Annotated in this window: 13 protein-coding genes and 1 pseudogene; 5 read left to right on the top strand and 9 right to left on the bottom strand. The window is 41.4% G+C overall.

Annotated elements, in window-relative coordinates:
• Positions 1-131 precede the first annotated feature (131 nt).
• Together V7K44_RS24475 and V7K44_RS24470 are read right to left on the bottom strand one after the other, a co-directional pair.
• Positions 132-332 carry a hypothetical protein gene (locus tag V7K44_RS24475; RefSeq protein ID WP_194044275.1) on the bottom strand — a complete coding sequence of 67 codons (201 nt, stop codon included), beginning with the start codon at positions 330-332 and terminating at the stop codon, positions 132-134.
• A 234-nt stretch (positions 333-566) separates the two neighbouring features.
• Positions 567-1145 carry a DUF3611 family protein gene (locus V7K44_RS24470; protein WP_334839129.1) on the bottom strand — a complete coding sequence of 193 codons (579 nt, stop codon included), beginning with the start codon at positions 1143-1145 and terminating at the stop codon, positions 567-569.
• A gap of 668 nt (positions 1146-1813) precedes the next feature.
• Here V7K44_RS24470 and V7K44_RS24465 point away from each other — a divergent pair.
• Positions 1814-2161 (top strand): PadR family transcriptional regulator, encoded by a 348-nt coding sequence (locus V7K44_RS24465; protein WP_334935246.1) that lies wholly within the window; start codon positions 1814-1816, stop codon positions 2159-2161.
• Between the two features lie 52 nt (positions 2162-2213).
• Positions 2214-2744 (top strand): cofactor assembly of complex C subunit B, encoded by a 531-nt coding sequence (locus tag V7K44_RS24460; protein ID WP_334935244.1) that lies wholly within the window; start codon positions 2214-2216, stop codon positions 2742-2744.
• A gap of 451 nt (positions 2745-3195) precedes the next feature.
• On the opposite strand, the gene V7K44_RS24455 is transcribed toward V7K44_RS24460, so the two are convergent.
• On the bottom strand, positions 3196-3513 hold the full coding sequence (locus V7K44_RS24455; RefSeq protein WP_041566316.1) for a DUF3155 domain-containing protein: 318 nt from the start codon (positions 3511-3513) through the stop codon (positions 3196-3198).
• Between the two features lie 286 nt (positions 3514-3799).
• Here V7K44_RS24455 and V7K44_RS24450 point away from each other — a divergent pair, with 286 nt between their 5' ends.
• A complete protein-coding gene (locus V7K44_RS24450) occupies positions 3800-5149 on the top strand; it encodes a GAF domain-containing sensor histidine kinase (RefSeq protein ID WP_334935242.1) in 1350 nt (449 codons plus the stop codon).
• A 100-nt stretch (positions 5150-5249) separates the two neighbouring features.
• Here V7K44_RS24450 and V7K44_RS24445 read toward each other — a convergent pair whose 3' ends face one another.
• From V7K44_RS24445 to V7K44_RS24430, 4 genes and pseudogenes are all read right to left on the bottom strand, one after another.
• The gene (locus V7K44_RS24445; RefSeq protein WP_334935240.1) at positions 5250-6491 is read right to left on the bottom strand and encodes an S-layer homology domain-containing protein; all 1242 of its coding nucleotides are present in this window, start codon (positions 6489-6491) and stop codon (positions 5250-5252) included.
• Positions 6492-6903: 412 nt separating this feature from the next.
• Positions 6904-7533 (bottom strand): annotated as a pseudogene (locus V7K44_RS24440) (S-layer homology domain-containing protein); the annotation flags it as partial.
• A 1647-nt stretch (positions 7534-9180) separates the two neighbouring features.
• Entirely contained in the window at positions 9181-9897 is a 717-nt protein-coding gene (locus tag V7K44_RS24435; protein WP_334935238.1) for a conjugal transfer protein TrbI, read from the bottom strand.
• 404 nt (positions 9898-10301) lie between these two features.
• On the bottom strand, positions 10302-12668 hold the full coding sequence (locus V7K44_RS24430; RefSeq protein ID WP_334935236.1) for an NACHT domain-containing NTPase: 2367 nt from the start codon (positions 12666-12668) through the stop codon (positions 10302-10304).
• Between the two features lie 162 nt (positions 12669-12830).
• Here V7K44_RS24430 and V7K44_RS24425 point away from each other — a divergent pair, with 162 nt between their 5' ends.
• Both V7K44_RS24425 and V7K44_RS24420 read left to right on the top strand, forming a co-directional pair.
• Positions 12831-13022 carry a hypothetical protein gene (locus V7K44_RS24425; RefSeq protein WP_334935234.1) on the top strand — a complete coding sequence of 64 codons (192 nt, stop codon included), beginning with the start codon at positions 12831-12833 and terminating at the stop codon, positions 13020-13022.
• A gap of 330 nt (positions 13023-13352) precedes the next feature.
• Positions 13353-16379, top strand: a complete 3027-nt coding sequence (locus V7K44_RS24420) for an SMC family ATPase (protein WP_334935232.1) — start codon at positions 13353-13355, stop codon at positions 16377-16379.
• On the opposite strand, the gene V7K44_RS24415 is transcribed toward V7K44_RS24420, so the two are convergent.
• On the bottom strand, positions 16376-17797 hold the full coding sequence (locus V7K44_RS24415) for a peptidoglycan-binding domain-containing protein (protein WP_334935229.1): 1422 nt from the start codon (positions 17795-17797) through the stop codon (positions 16376-16378). The genes V7K44_RS24420 and V7K44_RS24415 overlap by 4 nt on opposite strands.
• A 184-nt stretch (positions 17798-17981) precedes the next feature.
• On the bottom strand, positions 17982-18491 hold the full coding sequence (locus V7K44_RS24410; RefSeq protein ID WP_334935295.1) for an SH3 domain-containing protein: 510 nt from the start codon (positions 18489-18491) through the stop codon (positions 17982-17984).
• Positions 18492-18882 lie beyond the last annotated feature (391 nt).

The raw sequence follows: 18882 nt of genomic DNA, 5'->3' as shown, positions 1-18882 counted from the left end.
TATTATCTACCTGCCAACACATCAGCATATACTGATTTTGGCTTTGTATGAGCAGAAAAGCAACCATTTAAATTTTTCTAGCCCTGGCAGGATTGGCAGGTCTAGAAAAATTTAAAACCCAAAATTTGGGATTAATCTTCAGATTTTCTGGACTCCTGAGTGTTTGCAGGTGAGGGTAGCCAGTAGGCAAGTACACCTGATAAACCACTCCAGTAGACTGCCTGGTTTTGGCTATTATCGCGTTCCATAAAGATTAGGGAACTACATAATCCAATCATCAATGTGCTAAAAAGTACTTGTATCCCAAACTTCCATATCTCTAGTTTTTTCATAGTGTCAGACCTCCAATAAAGATTAATTCACCCTGATAACGGTTTTAATATCACTCTTTAGATGGGTGTTAATATAAGTAACTCGTATTAGTCTTCACGCTGTAATTTGATAATTTCGGAAAAGTACAATCAACATATTTGAGTTATTGCCATATAACCTCTGAAAAAGAGGGGAAAAGAAGTCAAAAGAATTGCTGATTTTTGACTTTGTAGCTTTTCTTCCAACTTCCCTTTCTAAGGTCGGTTAATGCGATTGAGTAACCAAAGTGACGCCACCAGCCCTGCAAAGTGGGCTGAGACGGTGTTGGTGTTTGCCTGTACTACAAGCATATCTAGACCGCTAATAATCCGGGTAGGGTCAAAAAATTGGGTAGTTATCGCTTGCGGAGATATGGATCGTGCTACGAGTGTTCCAACGATCGCTTGCGCCCCCAAAAGAGTCACTAGCGTTCCCCCTAAATTCACCCACACCCCTAAGCGTAATACTTGCACAGTCTCGCTTTTCCGAGGGCGGTTACTGGGATTGGAGGATTCCAATTGCTTGCCAATCCTTGTGTAACGGTAAGCTAAATAAATCCCCCCACCTAAAACAACCAGTCCACAAATTGCTAAAAATACACCAAAGCCAGTCCCAGGATTATTACTAGAACTGCCAGTTCTTTGATTAAAGATGGCGAACAGCAGCACAATTATGCTAGAAACAACGCCTAGTACTAGCTGAATCCAGAAGCTAATCCAACCTGTAAGGCGAAAAGTTTGGGCAATTGCCCTAAGAGTTGAGGAAGATGATGGGGCATCGGGAGTTTGTGACATAGCGATCGCTAATATGCTGAGTGCTTGATAAAAGAAGGCGAGGACGAGAGGACGAAGGGATGCGAGGACACGGAGAGTTCTTTCCCTACGTCTCCCCTCTCCTGTCTTTTTTCCCCTAGTATTTAGCGCCTTCTTTGATAAATTTACTATTACACTTGCCAAATAAGACAAGAAATTCTGCGATCGAGGAAATCAGAAATGGTTACTGCTTAAGTGTGTCCACTGACATAGCAGATCGATCCCAGATATATCCCTTAGCTTAAGCTTTTAGAATTTGCATTGGGAAAATCACTGTAAAAAAAAGTGTTTATTAAGTTTTACAGACAAAACAGCATTTTACCTGTAAAATTTCTTCGATGGCATTTTATTGCTTAAGCAGTTCTAAGCAGCTCGGCATCAGTTAGCACCAAGATAGTGACTCTCTCACTGTCTGTTCGCTCCTCACCACACCGTATCGAGCTTGAGTGGGGGTACATTGTTTTGTACTCTTAAAACTCGCAAACTCGCCCCACAACTTCACAGGCGTGGGTAACTGTTTGATGTTTACGCAATGGATATCTAGTCTAAGTAGCTTTATATGTATTACTCACGTAGTAGTAGCACTGTATACTGACTACAAGGATTATAGAATTTACCCTAATGCATTTTTTTTAGCCATTCACCTAACCATGAAACTTGAGGATATATATCAATTTTTTGAGAATCCTCCGCCAACTTACCTTTGTCAGGAACTAGCAGTTTGTTACATACTGTCTGTTTTATTACAAGGTGAATCCTACGGAACCGAGTTGATTGAGCAATTAGAAACTGAGTATCCCGTCTATCGGCTTTCAGATACCGTACTTTACAGTGCAATCAAATTTCTGGAAGACCAAAGGGCAATCACTGGATATTGGAAGAAACTCGAAGGACGGGGACGCCCCAGGCGGATGTACCAAGTTTCTCCCGAATGGCAAGTTCAAGCTCAGGATTTAGCTTTTCAATGGCTTCACTATATCAACGGGAGGAAAAAGTAACGAATCATTGATAATGAATAAGTCTCCTCCAGTCAAACACTAACAATTAGTTATGGATACTGCTATTCTGCCATCTACGTTCCTGCTAACCTTGTTGTTATCGGTTGGGCTGTTTTTCTTTATTCGTGCCTCGACTAAAGACCGCATAGAAATGGCGCAACTGGTATCTGAGCAAGATGAAGCTGTTTTAATGTCTCAATTAAAAGAGTACTTTCGATCGCGGTCTTACCGAGTGGCAGCGGTAGACCGAGAACAAAATCAGGTAATTTTTGAAGGTAATGTTCGTCCCAGCTGGTTCTTAGCTATATTTCTAACTTTACTGGCAGCGACTGGGATTGTTTGTCTATCTCTAGTTACATACCTGCTTTTTCCTAGCCTCAGTACCCTTGTTCTGGCGATGGTACTGCTGTCGCCTTTAAGTGGTCTATTTTATTGGAAAAAATCTGGAAGACTTGAGAAGGTGTCGCTCAAAGTCGAAACAACTCAGAGCGAACAAACCTCCTCAAGTAAGATAACTGTAGTCGCCCATCGAGATGAACTCAGTGAGTTGCAGAGGACTCTACAGCTCAAGCCTGGGAAATAATTGTTGATTTTTGCGACCATCTCTTAACTATGATATGCAGACTTCTGACCTAACCTACTCTTTAGGCAATGGAAAGTAGTCAGGAGAAAATCAAGATTGCTGCTTTGTCACTTTTCCCCACGACTTTAGTCGTGGGGAAAAAATTTAAATTCATTAACTTAAATTCATTGACAGAGCAAACTTTAACCATCTACGGCATAAGAGCGCAACTTCACTCTTCCTTTTAGACGCGCTTGGCTCTATACCCACTCCCTTCTGCATCATCAAATTAGTATCAACCCATGCAATCTAGCGTGGTTTGAAACAAGTTCACTTTCCAACTACCTGGACTAGATTTACTGGCAAATCAGCTACAAACTAAAAAAAAATTAAATTTTGCATAAACTTAGCAATTTTGCCAGTTAATAATAGTCAGGAGCCACATTCAATGCTCAAGATGACCATCTATGGTTTACCGACTAGCTAAAGCAAGAGGTTCTTGACCTGGTGAAGGTTCTAACACCCTCAAACTAGGAAACAAGAAATGGTTTTCCTCTACGTATTGAGCACCAAACAGTCCCTTTTCTGCCCAGAAATAACGATCTGTAGTGTGTTCATTTCGCTTTACAAGTAGCAACGCTGGTGGCAAAATTCCTTCAGCTTGAATGAATCTTCTAGCTGCTGTTACAGGCTTTTCTTCGCCACTTTCGATGCTATATTGAGGCACGTGCTCCAAAATGCGCCGTCCTTCCTGACGACGACGACTCTTCCTTTTGCGTCTCCTTGCCAATCTATTGTCCTCCTCTTTCAAGCTATAGATTGTAGTAATAGCTACAAAATCCGTCGTCATTATATAGGTTCTAGTTCAGAATATCAATAGTTTTTAACCTTTTAATATAAGAAAGTTAATATCTTTGAAACATCGAGAAAATAAAATCACGTAAGAATATAATCCCCTAGTAGAAACCATCTCTAAGAAAATTTTAGTTAAGCTTTATGAAATGAGTGAGGTAAAAATTAAGTATCCTCTCTTACATCATGCCTCAAAATCTATAATCTTGAGCAAGAGCTAAAAAATGTTAATGTCTGCCAGTTCTGATTTTCTTGCTCTGTGTCGAGAGCAAATAGCGCTACTAACCCAAGGGCTAGGAGCAACTTTAAGTATTGTGTACCTAACACAAGAATTGGTAGATACTCCTTCTGGCGATGCCAAACTTATTCCTGTGGTGATTTACCCAGAAACAGCATTATTGCTACCAGGAGAGGAAACTATTGAAGCGACGGCATATAAGCAACTTCAAGTTGGAAATGCGTTTATATTACACAATCATCAGGGAAGGTTATTGACAGCAGGTTCAGAATCTCCAACTTCCTCACGGGAGTCTGAGATACCAAATGCGTCTCAACCCGATCTTAAAGAGGAATACCTACTTAGTGGCAACCAAATTGTTTTACCTCTGATTTATGAGGGTGTGATGATGGGGTTACTAGTGACACGCAGGAAAGATCGGGCATGGAATGAACACGAGCAAAATCAAATTCAACGGATAGCGCAAACATTAGCGATCGCTTGTATTTTAGATCAGCGGCGAGCATGGTTTGAGCAACAGTTACGCGAGCAACAAATTCTTCAAGAAAAACAGCGGGATTTGCTAGATAATCTATTGCATCAGTTTCGTAACCCATTAACGGCATTGCGGACTTTTGGCAAACTGCTATTGAAACGACTACGACCAGCAGATGCTAACCGGGATGTGGCAAATAGTATTGTCAGAGAAAGCGATCGCCTTCAAGAATTACTGCAACAATTTGAACAAGTAATTGACTTGACAGAGGCAGATTTAGCACCACTACATCTGCCTGAAGATGAAGTATTTGTAGAAGCAACTATCCAAAAAGACGCTAAACCGCCGCTATTATTGCCGGGAACGGGAGATAAAGCAGTTGACTGCTCCCTAGCAGATATATTAGAACCATTATTAATATCAGCCAAAGCGATCGCCCAAGAGCGAAAGCTAAAACTAATAACTGAAATTAAACAGAATTCATCCTTAGTACGTGCCAACGTCAAAGCATTACGAGAGGTGTTAACTAACATTATTGATAACGCTTTGAAATATACTCCCACTGGTGGCAAAATTTTGATTCAGGCGGGACAAGAAAAAGCTAATTTTCAGGGAATAGTTATTAGTGATAACGGGCCTGGCATTCCACCCCAGGATTTAGAACATCTTGGAGAACGGCATTATCGAGGTGTACAAGCGCAAACAGAAATTCCGGGCACAGGTTTGGGGTTAGCGATCGCTAAACAATTAATAGAGCAAATGCAGGGCGAAATCGAGGTTTTCAGCCCTGCAATCAACTCTAAATTAACTTCACCCAATGCACCGGGGACTACGTTTATTATTTGGTTGCCGGAAGTTTAGAAGTAGTTAGGAGTTAGGAGTTAGGAGTTTGAAATTAAAAACTGGCTTCAATTCATAACTCCTAACTTATAACTCTTCACTTCTAACTTCTCACTCCTAACTATCTTAGTGAAACCAACAAATTTTGATTGATTGTCATTTGTAAATCGGTATTCGGGTCAATGGCGATTAAGTCAACACTATTCTTACCAAAGAACAGACCAACTAACGCACCGATACCAGCACCACCCAAGACTTCTTCTGTGGCAATGGCGCGATCGCCTGTGACAACAGATACCGCAGTTGCCGCACCTGCGCCCAATACAGTATTCTTGATAATTGAACCAAGACTAGTACCCTTCTTGACGGTTTCAGTTTTGGTAATAACGTCAGAACTAGCGTTCAGCTGATACTCTTGACCATTGGTCAAAACTAGTTTCTCGGCAACGAATTGAGAACCGCCTGTAGCAGGTTTTAGTTGACCAACAACTTGACTCCCAGCAGGAATCACTACAGCTCCGTCTTGCGTAACCACGTTTTGGGATACTGTCAATGTCAAGGGCGATGTTTCATCCTTGGTAACTAGAATTTTTTCTGCCTTGTCATACTTCACAGGAATAGCAGTCCCTTGAGCAATTGTCACTGATGTAGGTGTTGGGGTAGTAGATCCGACAGCCACAACATAGGGCGAGTTAATTGCTGAGGCCTGATTAGAACTAACCAATGCTTGGTAGATAAAAGCTGCTACCTGGGCGCGAGTGGCTGTTGCAGTTGGATTCAGGAAGTTCACATTCGGATAGTTAACCACAATTTGCTTTTGGGTTGCGGCTGCGATCGGGCTACGGGCATAGCTAGCGATGTTAGAGGCATCGTTGAAGTATTGCAGAGTACTTTCAGTATTGCCACTGGGACTATATTCCAAACCGTTAGCGAGGGAAACTAAAACCTGTTCGCGAGGAATAGCTTGATTAGGCTCAAAGCGATTTCCAGGATAACCAGATAAGAAACCAATGGTATAAGCTTGCTGAATCGCGCTGGATGCCCAATAGTTGCTAGGTACATCAGCAAAACTGATCGGCTGCCGTTGTTGTGCTTTTTGGAAAGCTTTGTTGACCATCGCAGCAAATTGAGCGCGTGTCACCGGTTCTTCTGGGCGGAAGCTACCATCAGGAAATCCGGCAATTACACCTCGTTGAGATAATTGTTGAATAAATTGTGCTGCCCAATAGTTAGATGAAACATCAGAAAAAGTCGTTTGAGCTAAAGATGGTGAAGATGTAATGAAAGGCGCTACAGTACCTACTGTGACGCTCAAAGCCATGAATGCAGCTGTTCTAGATTGCCAACGATTTAAGTTAAACATTATTTTTTTGCTCCAGTCCTATTATTTTTTTACTGTTAATTAGTTAGACATTTACTAAAGTACAAGGTTCCTATTTTTTTTGCTTTTGGTAAAAACCATTACTTTAGTCATACAGTCATCATAAAAAAAATCTATGCCAAAGGAACTAGCTAATAGAAGTAGTGCAATCACAGAATTACCTATTAGCAAATTTTCAAAAATATAGATACTGAGGGAGACGATATAGAGAAAGAATAGTTGCTGTTAAATAGAAAATTTTATGGTTAAAAGTGAAGGCGATCGCACACTCTCGTTAAAGTGGCGATCGCCTATGGAATAACTATTTCAGTCAACAGATTATAATTGTGACTTATACAGGTGTTGAAGTAGTAGACCCGACATTGTATAGGGCGAGTTAATTGCTAAGTCTTAACACAACATAAGGCGAGTTAATTGCTGAGGCTTGATTAGAACTAACCAATGCTTGGTAGATAAAAGCTGCTACTTGCGCCCGTGTAGCAGTTGCAGTTGGATTCAGTAATTTCACATTCGGATAGTTAACCACAATTTGCTTTTGGGTTGCAGCTGCAATTGGGCTACGGGCATAGCTAGCGATGTTAGGAGCATCGTTGAAGTATTGCAGAGTGCTTTCAGTATTGCCACTAGGACTATATTTCAAACCGTTAGCGAGGGCAACTAAAACCTGTTCGCGGGGAATAGCTTGGTTAGGTTCAAAGCGATTTCCAGGATAACCAGATAAGAAACCAATGCTATAAGCTTGCCCAATCGCACTGGATGCCCAATAGTTGCTGGGTACATCAGTAAAATTAATTGCCTGCCGTTGTTGGGCTTTTTGAAAAGCTTTATCAACCATTGCGGCAAATTGAGCGCGTGTCACTGGTTCTTCTGGTCGGAAGCTACCATCAGGAAATCCGGCAATTACACCTTGCTGAGACAATTGTTGAATAAATTGTGCTGCCCAATAGTTAGATGAAACATCAGAAAAAGCAGTTTGAGTTGAAGATAGGGGGGAGCATCCCACTGTGATCTGATTGCCTTGCAAAGGATAATTCACTGGATCGCAAACAAAACCTGCCGAATTAGCCTGTATAGAAGTCCGGGTTGGCGGATTTTGTTTCTCTGGCTGTGATTTCCAATCGTCAGATATTTTTTCGAGAGTGGGATGCTTACTTAAAAACTCTGAGTCTGCAACAATATCATGAGGCCCCTTGACACTTATCTTGGAACTATTGAGATAGATATTGTAATCATAAACAACGTTTTCATTTTTAGTGTTATTATTAATATTTTTTCCAGGAAAAGCATAGAGAATGTTCCTGAGAATTCTGACATCGGATGAGGTATGAGCAAATATTTGCCCACCATTAAGTTCTGGACTCTGATTATTCAAAAAAGCTGTGTTATTTACAATATCAACATGGTCGCTTAAAAATGCATGAATCCCTGAACCACCGTTATTAAATGCAAGATTATTTTTAACTAAAGTACGTCCTTTATATGCACCCAATTTTGAGCTGTCTTGATTTCTTGTACTATCGATAATAATGCCATTACCGTCTGTGATCTTTCCAACTGCAATCCAAGGGATGTACATACGATTGTTGTAGGTCTTGTTGTTAGTAACAAACATCTTGTATCCCTGGTTGTTGTCAGAATTCCAATTACTCAACATTGAAATGCCACTGCAACCATAAACACTGTACCAGGCATTATTAAATACCACATTATTATCTATTGTCACATAGTCTGCTTGAATCGCAGAAATACCTGCTCCTCCACAGTCATGCACTTTGTTGTTCAGAATACGGATGTGATGAACATGACCATTAGTTCGTCCATCAACGCTTATACAGTTTCCATTTGTCAGTGGGTTTACTTTGTTAGTCTTCTCTTTCATCGCATAATCAAGGGTGATATTGGCATTGTTTCCTATAACCTCTAGCCCGTTGATCTCGATATATGAAGCTTTATTTGAAATCGTTATACCATTCCATGTATTGTGCTGAATTTTTGGTAAATGCCCAGGATATGCTTTATACCTAATCCATGCATTTGCAGTTCCAGAACGTCTAATACTTACTACACTCCCAGCTTTGCCTATATTTGTGTATACTCCATTCATTATCAATACTGTATCGCCAGGGTTGGTAAGGTCTGCTGCCTTTTGAATTGTTTTAAAGGCAGATGAAGTAGAAAGTCCGCTATTATTGTCGTTTCCACTACCACTAACATAGTATGTTCTCGGTGTTGAATTCGCGCTCATTAGCTCACGGCTAGATAGGCTAACTTCCTTATTCGTGGATACTTGACGGACGTTTTCAACTAAAGATACTTGTATATTGTCTCCCGGAACCAAAAGACTTAATACTACGGGAATTGCAAGATATGTGCTTAAACCGAAACCTTGAATTACCACAAGAAAAAGCTCCTCGATCGCTACTACTTAATAAAAGTATCAGGATATTCCATAATTTTGAATACTCTTTTAGATACAGAATACAATAGAGCCAACTTTTAAATAAGTATTACAATAAATATCGATACTGATTAAGACGAGATAAAGGTGGAATAGTTGCTGTTCAATAGAAGTTTTTAGGGTTAAAAATAAAGGCGATCGCACACTCATAGTCAAAGTGGCGATCGCATATAAGGGATAATTAAATTCACAACTTGAATGAAGTTAAATTTATTAGCGCGATCTTGGTACTAAATTCAAGTTAGAATCCAGTGTAAGCCTTAAATCCTGTGCAGGTCTGAGTACAAAGGCATTTCCTTCTTTTTTCCGCAACAGCACGCTAGCACCGGCACCCGCAGCCGCACCAATAACAGGTTTTAAATCGTCAATTCTGCGATTACCAGTAATTAATGAACCTAAAAGACCAGCACCCCCACCAATAGCTGCGTCAGTTAAAACCTGACTTGTGTTGGGCTTCTGTGAAACTCTTTCAGTTGTGGTGTATGTCCGAGAAGTTGCATTAATCGACTGACGCTGGCCGTTAGAAAATTCTAATTCTTGAGCGACAAACTTTACACCTTTTCCTTGATTATCATCATCTCTTGTATCTCTGGAATAACTATCTAAGTCAACAGATTCTAGCCGTCCATGTACTTTAGTACCAGCAGGAATCAAGACGTTTCTATTTCTGTCGATAATGTCGTTGGCTATTCTCAAGGTTAGAGATTTACTTTCCCCAGGAGCAATAGTAATTGTCTCTTTTTCGTAGGTGACAGGAAGAGCAACTCCAGAAGGAATGGTAGCGTTTCCGTATTGTCCAGTTCTGTTTTGCCCAATGTTGTATTGAGCATTAGCAGGAGCCAAGCTAAATAGGGGGCTAATGACGGTTGTAGTAACTGCTATTGCCATAAGTGCAGCAGTTCCAGATTTCCATTGATGTAAGCGAGTCATAAGAGGGTTATCCTTTGTATATGTGATGTATTTAATGACGAGGATTCACTGAGTTTGTTTCTGACTGTTTTGGAACCTGTCTATGGGCATATATAAGTACTTATTATGATGGGAAGAGTGTGCGATGATCGCGCAGGCATAGCCCGTCGTAGACATCGCTGTTCAGAATTTGTATTCTAATGTGCGTTACTAAAATTAGAAGCGAGACACTCATTAAGACGCAAAATGAGTATTATTTTGTTTCTAAATGCTGTTTTATTTTTTATGTCCACATATCTTTAGCCATTGAATAGAGGCGAACAGGCTGACTGCGAACTCTTACTTTTATTCTAGATTGATTTGCTAGAACTGGAGAAATATTTTCGTTTTCTTAACGAATTATTTACTATCTGTTATGTGGGTATTTAAGATTGCTGCTGACGCTGTTTAATCTCTGCGATCGGTAATAATAAAGTATCTTCTATTTGCTGTCGCACCTCACGGCTGACATAACAATCACTATTTAGACAATCTACTAGTAATTTATTGGCATCATAATACTTCTGAAGCAATTCCTTTTGCTCGTTACTGAGTTGCCAATCATGACCGATATTTCGATATTCAATCATTACTTCTCTAAATTCTTCACACCAAGCCTTCTCATTAGCTAACCACCATTTTCTAAATTCTTGCCTGTCTTGTCTGCTTGGTAGTTGCTCTCGAAGTTTTTGCAGCAAATTCTTGATTTTTGGGTCGAGGTCGAGGTCGAGGGAGAGGTAGAGGGATCGCTCGAGGTCGAGGGAGCGGTCGAGGGAGCGGAATCGGTCGAGGGAGCGGGAGCGGGAGCGGGAGAGGGAGCGGGAGAGGGAGCGGGAGAGGGAGCGGGAGAGGGAGCGGGAGAGGGAGAGGTCGAGGTCGAGGTCGAGGTCGAGGTCGAGGGAGAGGGATCGGTCGAGGGATCGGTCGAGGGATCGGGAGAGGGATCGGGAGAGGTCGAGGTCGAGGTCGAGGTCGAGGTCGAGGTCGAGGTCGAGGTCGAGGTCGAGGTCGAGGTCGAGGTCGAGGTAAAAGGCCCTAACTGCTGCTGGTTTGTAAGAAAACTTAACGGAAAGAGATTTTTCTCTTACCCACAGAAGAAACTGCTGCAACCTCTGATCATCAGCCACTATAAAATCAATTTTCTCTTTGATCAACAACAATAACTGATCTGCATTTGGCGACATTCCTACCGCAAGTAAAAAGACTTCCCGCCAGCGTTTCTCAGTGATGTGGCTAACAAGATTTTGCAACGCTTCCTCTGATGACTGTCTCACAACCACAAATTCTCTAGCTGTGAAATACTCATGAAATGTGAGGTGAGAAAATGAGTAAATCCCTTTTGCCCTTGCTACAACTAGTCCATGATGATGTTCAATTGAACGCAAAACTTGCTCACTGTCAACTTGCAATGCTTCTTCGTCAGTATTAGCACCGGGTAAATTGCGGATGTATTGTGTAATGTATTGTTCTGCTACTTTCTGCTTGAAGAAATATTCACTCCCCTCAAAGGTAGTTAACGCCATTTTGCTGAGTAAATCTTCTTTGCGTTGAACTGATAGCTTTTTGTAAATCTGATCGCGTTGAATTCCCCGCTTGGCATCCCATTTTTTCAATAACGCATCCAGTCCTTCTTTGTATAACTCAGAACGATTTGCAGGAAAATCCCCTGACTCTTCAAATGCTAAACAAAGTAACGTCAGCAGCAGCGGACTTGCTGCAAGTTCTTTGATGCGGTTATTCTCTTCGAGACGTTTGATAAAATTCTCTGGTTTTACAGCTTTATCCTTAAACCAGTTATTGGTAAAGTTGAAAATTTGATCATCGTCAAAATCAGCAACTTCCACCTCTGTAAACTTCTCAAAAGTATACTCCTTTGCTGCAATCCGGCAGGTAATGACAAACTGATTTTTTGGGAAACGATCGGAAAACTCACGAATTTCTTTTAATACACGGTTACTATCCTCTTCTCTAACCTCATCCAACCCATCGAGTAAAACTAATGCCTTGCCATAGGTTAGTACATCTTGGATAGAAGAGATAGGATTTATTGTCTCTTCAGTGATGTGTTGCAATAATCCAGGTTTGTTTGCAGCTTCCGCAAAGTTTTTGAGGGTGACAAAAATAGGTACACGTTCAGCCTGAAATTTACCTCCAATACACTGAATCGCTAAATACTTCAGAAATGTCGTTTTACCTGCTCCTAGTTTACCCAATATCATCAGCTTGGAATATTTCTTAACCGCCTCCAGTCCTGGCACTCGTTTTGCAGCGATCCTCGTCAGTGTAAAGCGGCCAAAATCCTCGTTTGTACATTCTTGCAATAATTCATTAATTCCTAACCGTTGCTGTCCAGTGATTGTCTCTAATATATTGACGCTGGTGTAAATGTCATTCAACCCAATGGGCTGAGTCATATCTAGCACTCGCATTGTGCCGCAGCGTTCTTGAATGAGGGGTTTTATCTTTTCGCGTACTTCTTGGACTAAGGCATCAATATCAATGCTGTTATCTTGATTTACCTCTGGTTCACTAGCTGGTTCAGCAATTATTTCTTCCCACTCTAGGTTTAGCCTGTCGCAAATCTGCACAAAGAGATTGCGGTCAACAGGTTTACCTGTAAAGAACTTTCCGATCGGCTGGCGAGTAATTCTTAAATCTTCAGCTAATGCCTTTTGAGTTAAGGAACAGCGGATCAAAGCTCTATTTGCTTTTTGGATACCTTCTGGAGAACACGAAAGCGATCGCCCGGACATAAGCTAACCACTACACTTTTGCTGATTCTAACTGTCTATTTGGCAATTCATGCTCATCGCATACACAACTCACTCATATCACAAACCTGTATTTAAGCCTAGAACAAACACTCACCTGTCAAAGTATGAATGTAGTGGTTCAAACGATTTGGGAGTGAGTCAATGTTATCCAAGAAATTTCCTTCAAGAGATGAAGTGCTGGCTGTTGTAACGCTGATTATGGTGATTGGTTCTCTCACTCTTGCAGTTATCGATGAAAAGAGTCGCCCTCCATTTCTAGATTTAACAAAATTTGCTGTCGGTACATACATTGGATTGTTGATACCTCGGTCAAGGTCAAATGATCGCAACTAGCCAATAACAATCCTAAATAATTCCTAAGAGACAAGATCCCCGACTTCTTTGAAAAGTCAGGGATCTGTAACTTTCAATTCTCACAAATCAAAAAAGAATGTTTTCTTCTCAGATAACAGAAAGAAATAACAAAAGCCTCCTGGAGAGTTTCATTTTTCTCCGAAGACAGTAAAACTTTTTCATGCAACAAGAAAAATTCACTCATAGCATTGTAAATTTTTGTAAAATTGATGTCTTCAAGACTAGAAACCTGATATCTAGATAGCTAAACTAACAAACAGTGCATCTGTACTGTTAATGATTAAAAGTAGATGTGGCGCTATAGGGTGAATGATCCCAGTACAACTTATCCTCAAAAACTTCCTCAGTTACCGTGATGCAACTTTAGATTTTGGCGGTTTGCATACGGCTTGTATTTGTGGTTCCAATGGTGCGGGTAAATCTTCTCTTTTAGAAGCAATCACTTGGGCAATTTGGGGTGAAAGCCGTGCCACTGTTGAAGATGATGTCATCTATTCTGGTGCGAAAGAAGTTCGGGTTGATTTTACTTTCCAAAGTAACCAGCAAAAATATCGGGTGATTCGTACCCGAATTCGGGGAGGTACTAGCGTCCTCGAATTTCAAATAGAAATACCTTCTGGATTTCGTTCACTCACAGGCAAAGGGGTAAGAGCAACACAGGATTTGATTTTAGAACATATCAAGCTTGATTATGATACTTTTATTAATTCTGCCTACTTACGTCAAGGTCGTGCAGATGAATTCATGCTCAAGCGTCCAACGGAACGCAAAGAAATTTTAGCGGAGTTGTTAAAACTCAATCAGTATGATGATTTAGAAGAACGAGCAAAGGAATCTTCTCGTCAATTTAAAGCAAGAGCAGTAGAGTTAGAGCGTTCTTTGGAGTCGATAAAAATTCAGCTGCAACAACGCGAAATCACCCAAGCGCAAAGAGTAGAGTTAGAAGCCGAACTCAACCAATTGCAACAGGTGCAAGCTTTTGATAATATTCAATTACAAAGTTTGCAAGTTGTCCAGCATCAGCGCCAAAATTGGGAACAACAACTAAATTTTGTAAAGCAGCAATACCAAAATCTTACCCAAGATTGCGATCGTCTCCAACAAGAACAATCAGCTATTGGCTCTCAGCTATCAGATTTAGAAAAAATATTACGCCAAGAAGCTGAGATTAAAGCTGGATATGCTCAATATCAAAGTCTCCAATCTCAAGAAGAAGCTTTTGCTGTCAAATTTGAAGAACACACCCGCGCCGGGCAGAATCGCCAACAAAAGCAACAACAGCTTACCAAACAAATTCACGAAATTGAACGGCAACTGCAACAAGCCCAAGCGCAGCTAGAAGCTTTACAGCAACAAGAGCGAGACATTCAACAAACTCTCACCAAATCGGGTGAAGTAGAAGCCGCTTTGTCACAACTAACCGCAGCCCGTCACCATGTTGCTCGTCTAGATCAATTGCAAATGCAAGTGACTCCCTTGTTGCAACAACGAGCAACTTTACAAAGTCAACTCGATCGCACTCATGCTGGTTTAGTAGCGCGACTCGAACAACTCCAAAATACTGAGAACCAATTGCAACGCCAGCATGGCCGCCAACCACAACTAAAACAAGCGGTAATGGATGTAGCAATCCAGATCGAGGAACTGGAGAAAAAGCGGGTTTATCTGCAACGAGTCCAAGAAAAGGGGCAAGAAAGGCGGCACTTTATCGAACGTCTGCAAGCTCATCAACGGGATTATGAAAAATTGCTGGGAGAATTAGAGCAGAAATTACAAATGCTCCAAAATCCTGAAGCACTTTGTCCATTATGTGAGCGTCCTTTAGACGAACATCACTGGAGTCGAGTAGTAGAAAAAACCCAAAGTGAGTTAGAGGATACTCAAGGGCAGTTTTGGGTAGTGCGAGAACAAATGGCTGTGTCTGACCGAGAAATTCAGGTACTTAGGCAGGAATATCGGGATATATCCCAACAATTGGCTGGCTACGACGGTTTACGCGAACACCGGGGACAGTTGGCAGCACAATTAGAAGCGACAACTGATGTGCAACAACAGTTACAACAAATTGCTGCTGAAAAACAGCATTTAGAGCGATCGCTCCAAGCTGGTGATTACGCTCCCGATAAACAAGCCGAACTCCGGCAGCTAGACCAATATCTGCAACAAGTTAATTATAGTGAACAAGATCACGCCCTCGCTCGGAGCGAAGTTGAGCGGTGGCGATGGGCAGAAATTAAACAAGGACAAATTAAAGATGCTACTAAGCGACAAGCGCAACTATTAGCTCGAAAACCAGAACTTCAAGCTAGTATTGCTCAATTACAAGCCAGAATCCAGCAAGATCAGATTGATTCTGAATGTGCTAAACAAATCGCCGCTCTTGAACGTCACATTACTGAAATTGGCTACAGTTCCGAGCAGCACAACAATTTGCGTATGGCTGCAAAGAAAGCTCAATCTTGGCATTTGCGTTATCAACAACTGCTATCAGCCCAGCAGCAGTATCCGCAACTCCAGACGAGATTGCAAGAGTTAGAGGAGTCTAGAAGCGCCAGAGTAACGGAGCGGCAAAAACTTGGCGGACAGATTGAAAGCATTATCCAACAATTACAAGCAACAGCTAACCCATCTGCCCAAATTCAAGCTTTAGAGCAGCAGTTAGCCATACGCAGACGGCAACTTGATGAGCAAATAGCTAAGTTGGGGCGTTTGGAACAGCTGGCGCTTCAACTAGAAACGCTGCAAATTCAGTATGAACAACAGCAGCAGCAACTACAATCTTGCAAGCAGGAATATCGGGTTTATCAGGAATTAGCGCAAGCTTTTGGTAAAAATGGTATCCAAGCACTGATGATTGAGAATGTGTTACCGCAACTTGAAGCCGAGACAAATAAACTACTTTCGCGGTTGAGTGGGAATCAATTTCATGTACAATTTATTACTCAAAAAGCTGGGCGTAGTGCTAAATCAACCAAGAAAAATGCCAAGCTGATAGACACCTTAGATATTTTAATCGCTGATTCTAGAGGAACACGAGCTTATGAAACTTACTCTGGTGGAGAAGCCTTCAGAATTAACTTTGCCATCCGTTTGGCTTTGGCGAAATTATTAGCGCAACGGGCGGGAGCGGCGTTGCAATTGTTGATTGTGGATGAAGGTTTTGGTACACAGGATGCTGAAGGATGCGATCGCTTGATTGCGGCGATTAATGCGATCGCTTCCGATTTTGCTTGCATCCTCACCGTTACCCACATGCCCCACCTCAAAGAAGCCTTCCAAGCCAGGATTGAAGTGAATAAAACTCAGGAAGGTTCCCAGTTGAGTTTGTCAATTTAATTGTATTTTACCCGTGCATCCAGACCTAATGAACGGAGCTTTTTCGTGAGGGTTTCTGCTTGGGTGCGATCGCTAAATGCTCCAGCATTCACATAATCCCCTAGATTGGATTGCTCCGCGACAGCATTGGGTATATATTGTTGCACTTTGCTCAGAGTATCATTATTAGAAATTGGAATTATTACTCTGTAAGGATTATTAGCAACTAATGTGTTGCCATTGGTAACAGGTGCTACATTGTCATTGGCAGGAGGTAATGCATAGCGATTAGTGTCAGCTAATACATAATCATTATTTTGAGTATAATTGTCCGTAGTTGAACCATTTAACCCCAATGCTTCCCAAGTTTGCCAATCTACATTTCCAGTAGAATTAATTCGAGAATGTTGCTGGAATGCAATCACAGATTGTCTGGTGTAATCGTTAAAAAGTCCATCAGGATTAGTATTAGAGAAACCCAATTGCGCTAAACGTTCTTGAACTAATCTGACATTTTCTCCGCGATCCCCTACAGTGAGATAATTTCTACCTGGTTGTTGAATGCCACCAGTGGAGACTCTACGCACTGAGTCCAAAACTTGGGCATTAGCAATGCCATCAACAGGTAGTCCATTATTTCGCTGGAATGCAATTACAGCTTCTCTAGTCATTGGGCCAACATTCCCAGTGGCATCAGCATTTAAATAACCTAGCTGCCGCAAACGCACTTGGAGTTCTCTGACTTGTTGAGTGGAAAGACTCGATCTTCCTGGAGTCGGAGAGGAACCCATTAGTGCGTTCCAAGTTTGTTGATTCACAATCCCGTTAGCAGTTATGCGATAACTTCGCTGGAATGCAATTACAGCATCTTTAGTAATTCGTCCAAAATTCCCCGTGGGATTAGTATTAAAGTAGCCTAATTGCCGTAGACGCTGTTGTAATCTTGTGACGGCTGCACCAGTTTTGCCTTGAGAAAGAGTAGGATATTGACCAACTGGCGCTCGCGATGTGCTACCGATATTTCTACTAGAACTTCTACTTTGACACGCTCGTTGCAAGGCTCGTTGAGTAGTAATACCTACAACTCCATCAGCCGATATTTTATTGGCTTGCTGGAATTTGATCGTAGCATTTTGAGTCAAGCTAGCAAACTTACCTGTCACTGGGCCGTTAAAATAGCCTAACTTTTTTAAACATCTCTGGCTACTGCTAACTTCAGGCCCATTACTTCCTATTTTCTGAAGTGCTAAAGCTTCTCCAGCAATACTCAGAAGCCCCGTAATCAGAGCCACAGACAAAAGAGGCATTGCAGCACCAGTCGATAACTTTTTCCAATTTAAAAATTTAAAATTAACTACGATAGGAACAACCTTGATGCTTTCGGATGCCTCGTAGACTGAGGCAAGCTTGATTAAATGGCTAGCTACCCCTGTTTTCACTTGCTTTTTTAAAGTTAATGACTATAAAAAACTATACCACTTAGCTATATGTAAGAATAACTTTTCGTATGATTCTTTACAAGTAAGTGCCCTGGGGAGTGGGGGACAAGGGGATAAACAAAACTCAGCACGGGCTAAACGCCCCGCTTCCGCTAACAGCACTCTTTTGCCCCATGCCCTGTACCTATTGTTCATCAACTTTTTCAGTATTACCTGCTTTCACCCAACCTTCTTGTTCGCTACCTTCCAAACGGATCTTTTGCCAAGTTTTATCCTCACTTTCTGACAAAATAATAATTTTTTGATTAAAAGCAACTCCACCAATCTTTTCAGCTTCTTGATTTGGTTGCGATCGCAAACTCAAGCCTTCAGCCCAACTAACACGCCCTTGGTAAGCTCCTGCTGGTAATGGTTGTGATGATGGGGTAGCCTTTGGTGATTCTGTAGGAGTAGAGGTTGAGCTTGAAGACGATTGAGTAGATGTTCCAGGTGTAAGAGCGGGCTTACTTTCTCCAGGCTCAGTTTTTTTAGGAGCTTGGGCTTTCACCGAAGGACTATCATTGGAATAAATGTGTTTGGCAGGGGCTATGCCAGTACGATTCATAAAATAGAGTGCAATTGCAACACCGCCACCTATTAGCACAGCGATCGCTAAGAAAAACCCCAGTAGAAACTTTGTTAAGCCAGACAACATAATTAAAACCTGATTATCAAGAGTCAAGGGTGAAGGTGAGCCAGTCATGTGCGTATTTTCCCCATTGAGGAGAGTGCTGTTTAACTGGCTCTCAAGGGTTATACCATTTTTGATTTTAGACTTTCCTGCGGAACGCTACGCGTAGCTTGCTTCCCCGGAGGGGTACGGCTACGCTCAGTCGAACGATTTTAGATTTTGGATTGTGAAACATCCATTAGATAAGTGTTTCAGTTTTCCATCTGTCGCAATCATTTTTCAAATTGGTATTACAAGTAAAGAAGCAAGTAATCCATCAGTATAAGAATCAATAGTCCATAATAATTCATCATTAACTATTGACTTTTGACTAACTGATTATTGTAGCCATGCTGAATAGACATCTGGTGAAATT

The organism is Nostoc sp. (assembly GCF_036917235.1).
GTDB lineage: Bacteria > Cyanobacteriota > Cyanobacteriia > Cyanobacteriales > Nostocaceae > Nostoc.
This window is presented reverse-complemented; position numbering and strand designations above follow the sequence as displayed.

Excerpts from the sequence above, each read along its gene's own strand:
- V7K44_RS24475 (WP_194044275.1), bottom strand. The coding sequence starts at position 332 with ATGAAAAAACTAGAGATATGGAAGTTTGGGATACAAGTACTTTTTAGC.
- V7K44_RS24470 (WP_334839129.1), bottom strand. The coding sequence starts at position 1,145 with ATGTCACAAACTCCCGATGCCCCATCATCTTCCTCAACTCTTAGGGCA.
- V7K44_RS24465 (WP_334935246.1), top strand. The coding sequence starts at position 1,814 with ATGAAACTTGAGGATATATATCAATTTTTTGAGAATCCTCCGCCAACT.
- V7K44_RS24460 (WP_334935244.1), top strand. The coding sequence starts at position 2,214 with ATGGATACTGCTATTCTGCCATCTACGTTCCTGCTAACCTTGTTGTTA.
- V7K44_RS24450 (WP_334935242.1), top strand. The coding sequence starts at position 3,800 with ATGTTAATGTCTGCCAGTTCTGATTTTCTTGCTCTGTGTCGAGAGCAA.
- V7K44_RS24445 (WP_334935240.1), bottom strand. The coding sequence starts at position 6,491 with ATGTTTAACTTAAATCGTTGGCAATCTAGAACAGCTGCATTCATGGCT.
- V7K44_RS24435 (WP_334935238.1), bottom strand. The coding sequence starts at position 9,897 with ATGACTCGCTTACATCAATGGAAATCTGGAACTGCTGCACTTATGGCA.
- V7K44_RS24430 (WP_334935236.1), bottom strand. The coding sequence starts at position 12,668 with ATGTCCGGGCGATCGCTTTCGTGTTCTCCAGAAGGTATCCAAAAAGCA.
- V7K44_RS24425 (WP_334935234.1), top strand. The coding sequence starts at position 12,831 with ATGTTATCCAAGAAATTTCCTTCAAGAGATGAAGTGCTGGCTGTTGTA.
- V7K44_RS24420 (WP_334935232.1), top strand. The coding sequence starts at position 13,353 with ATGATCCCAGTACAACTTATCCTCAAAAACTTCCTCAGTTACCGTGAT.
- V7K44_RS24410 (WP_334935295.1), bottom strand. The coding sequence starts at position 18,491 with ATGTTGTCTGGCTTAACAAAGTTTCTACTGGGGTTTTTCTTAGCGATC.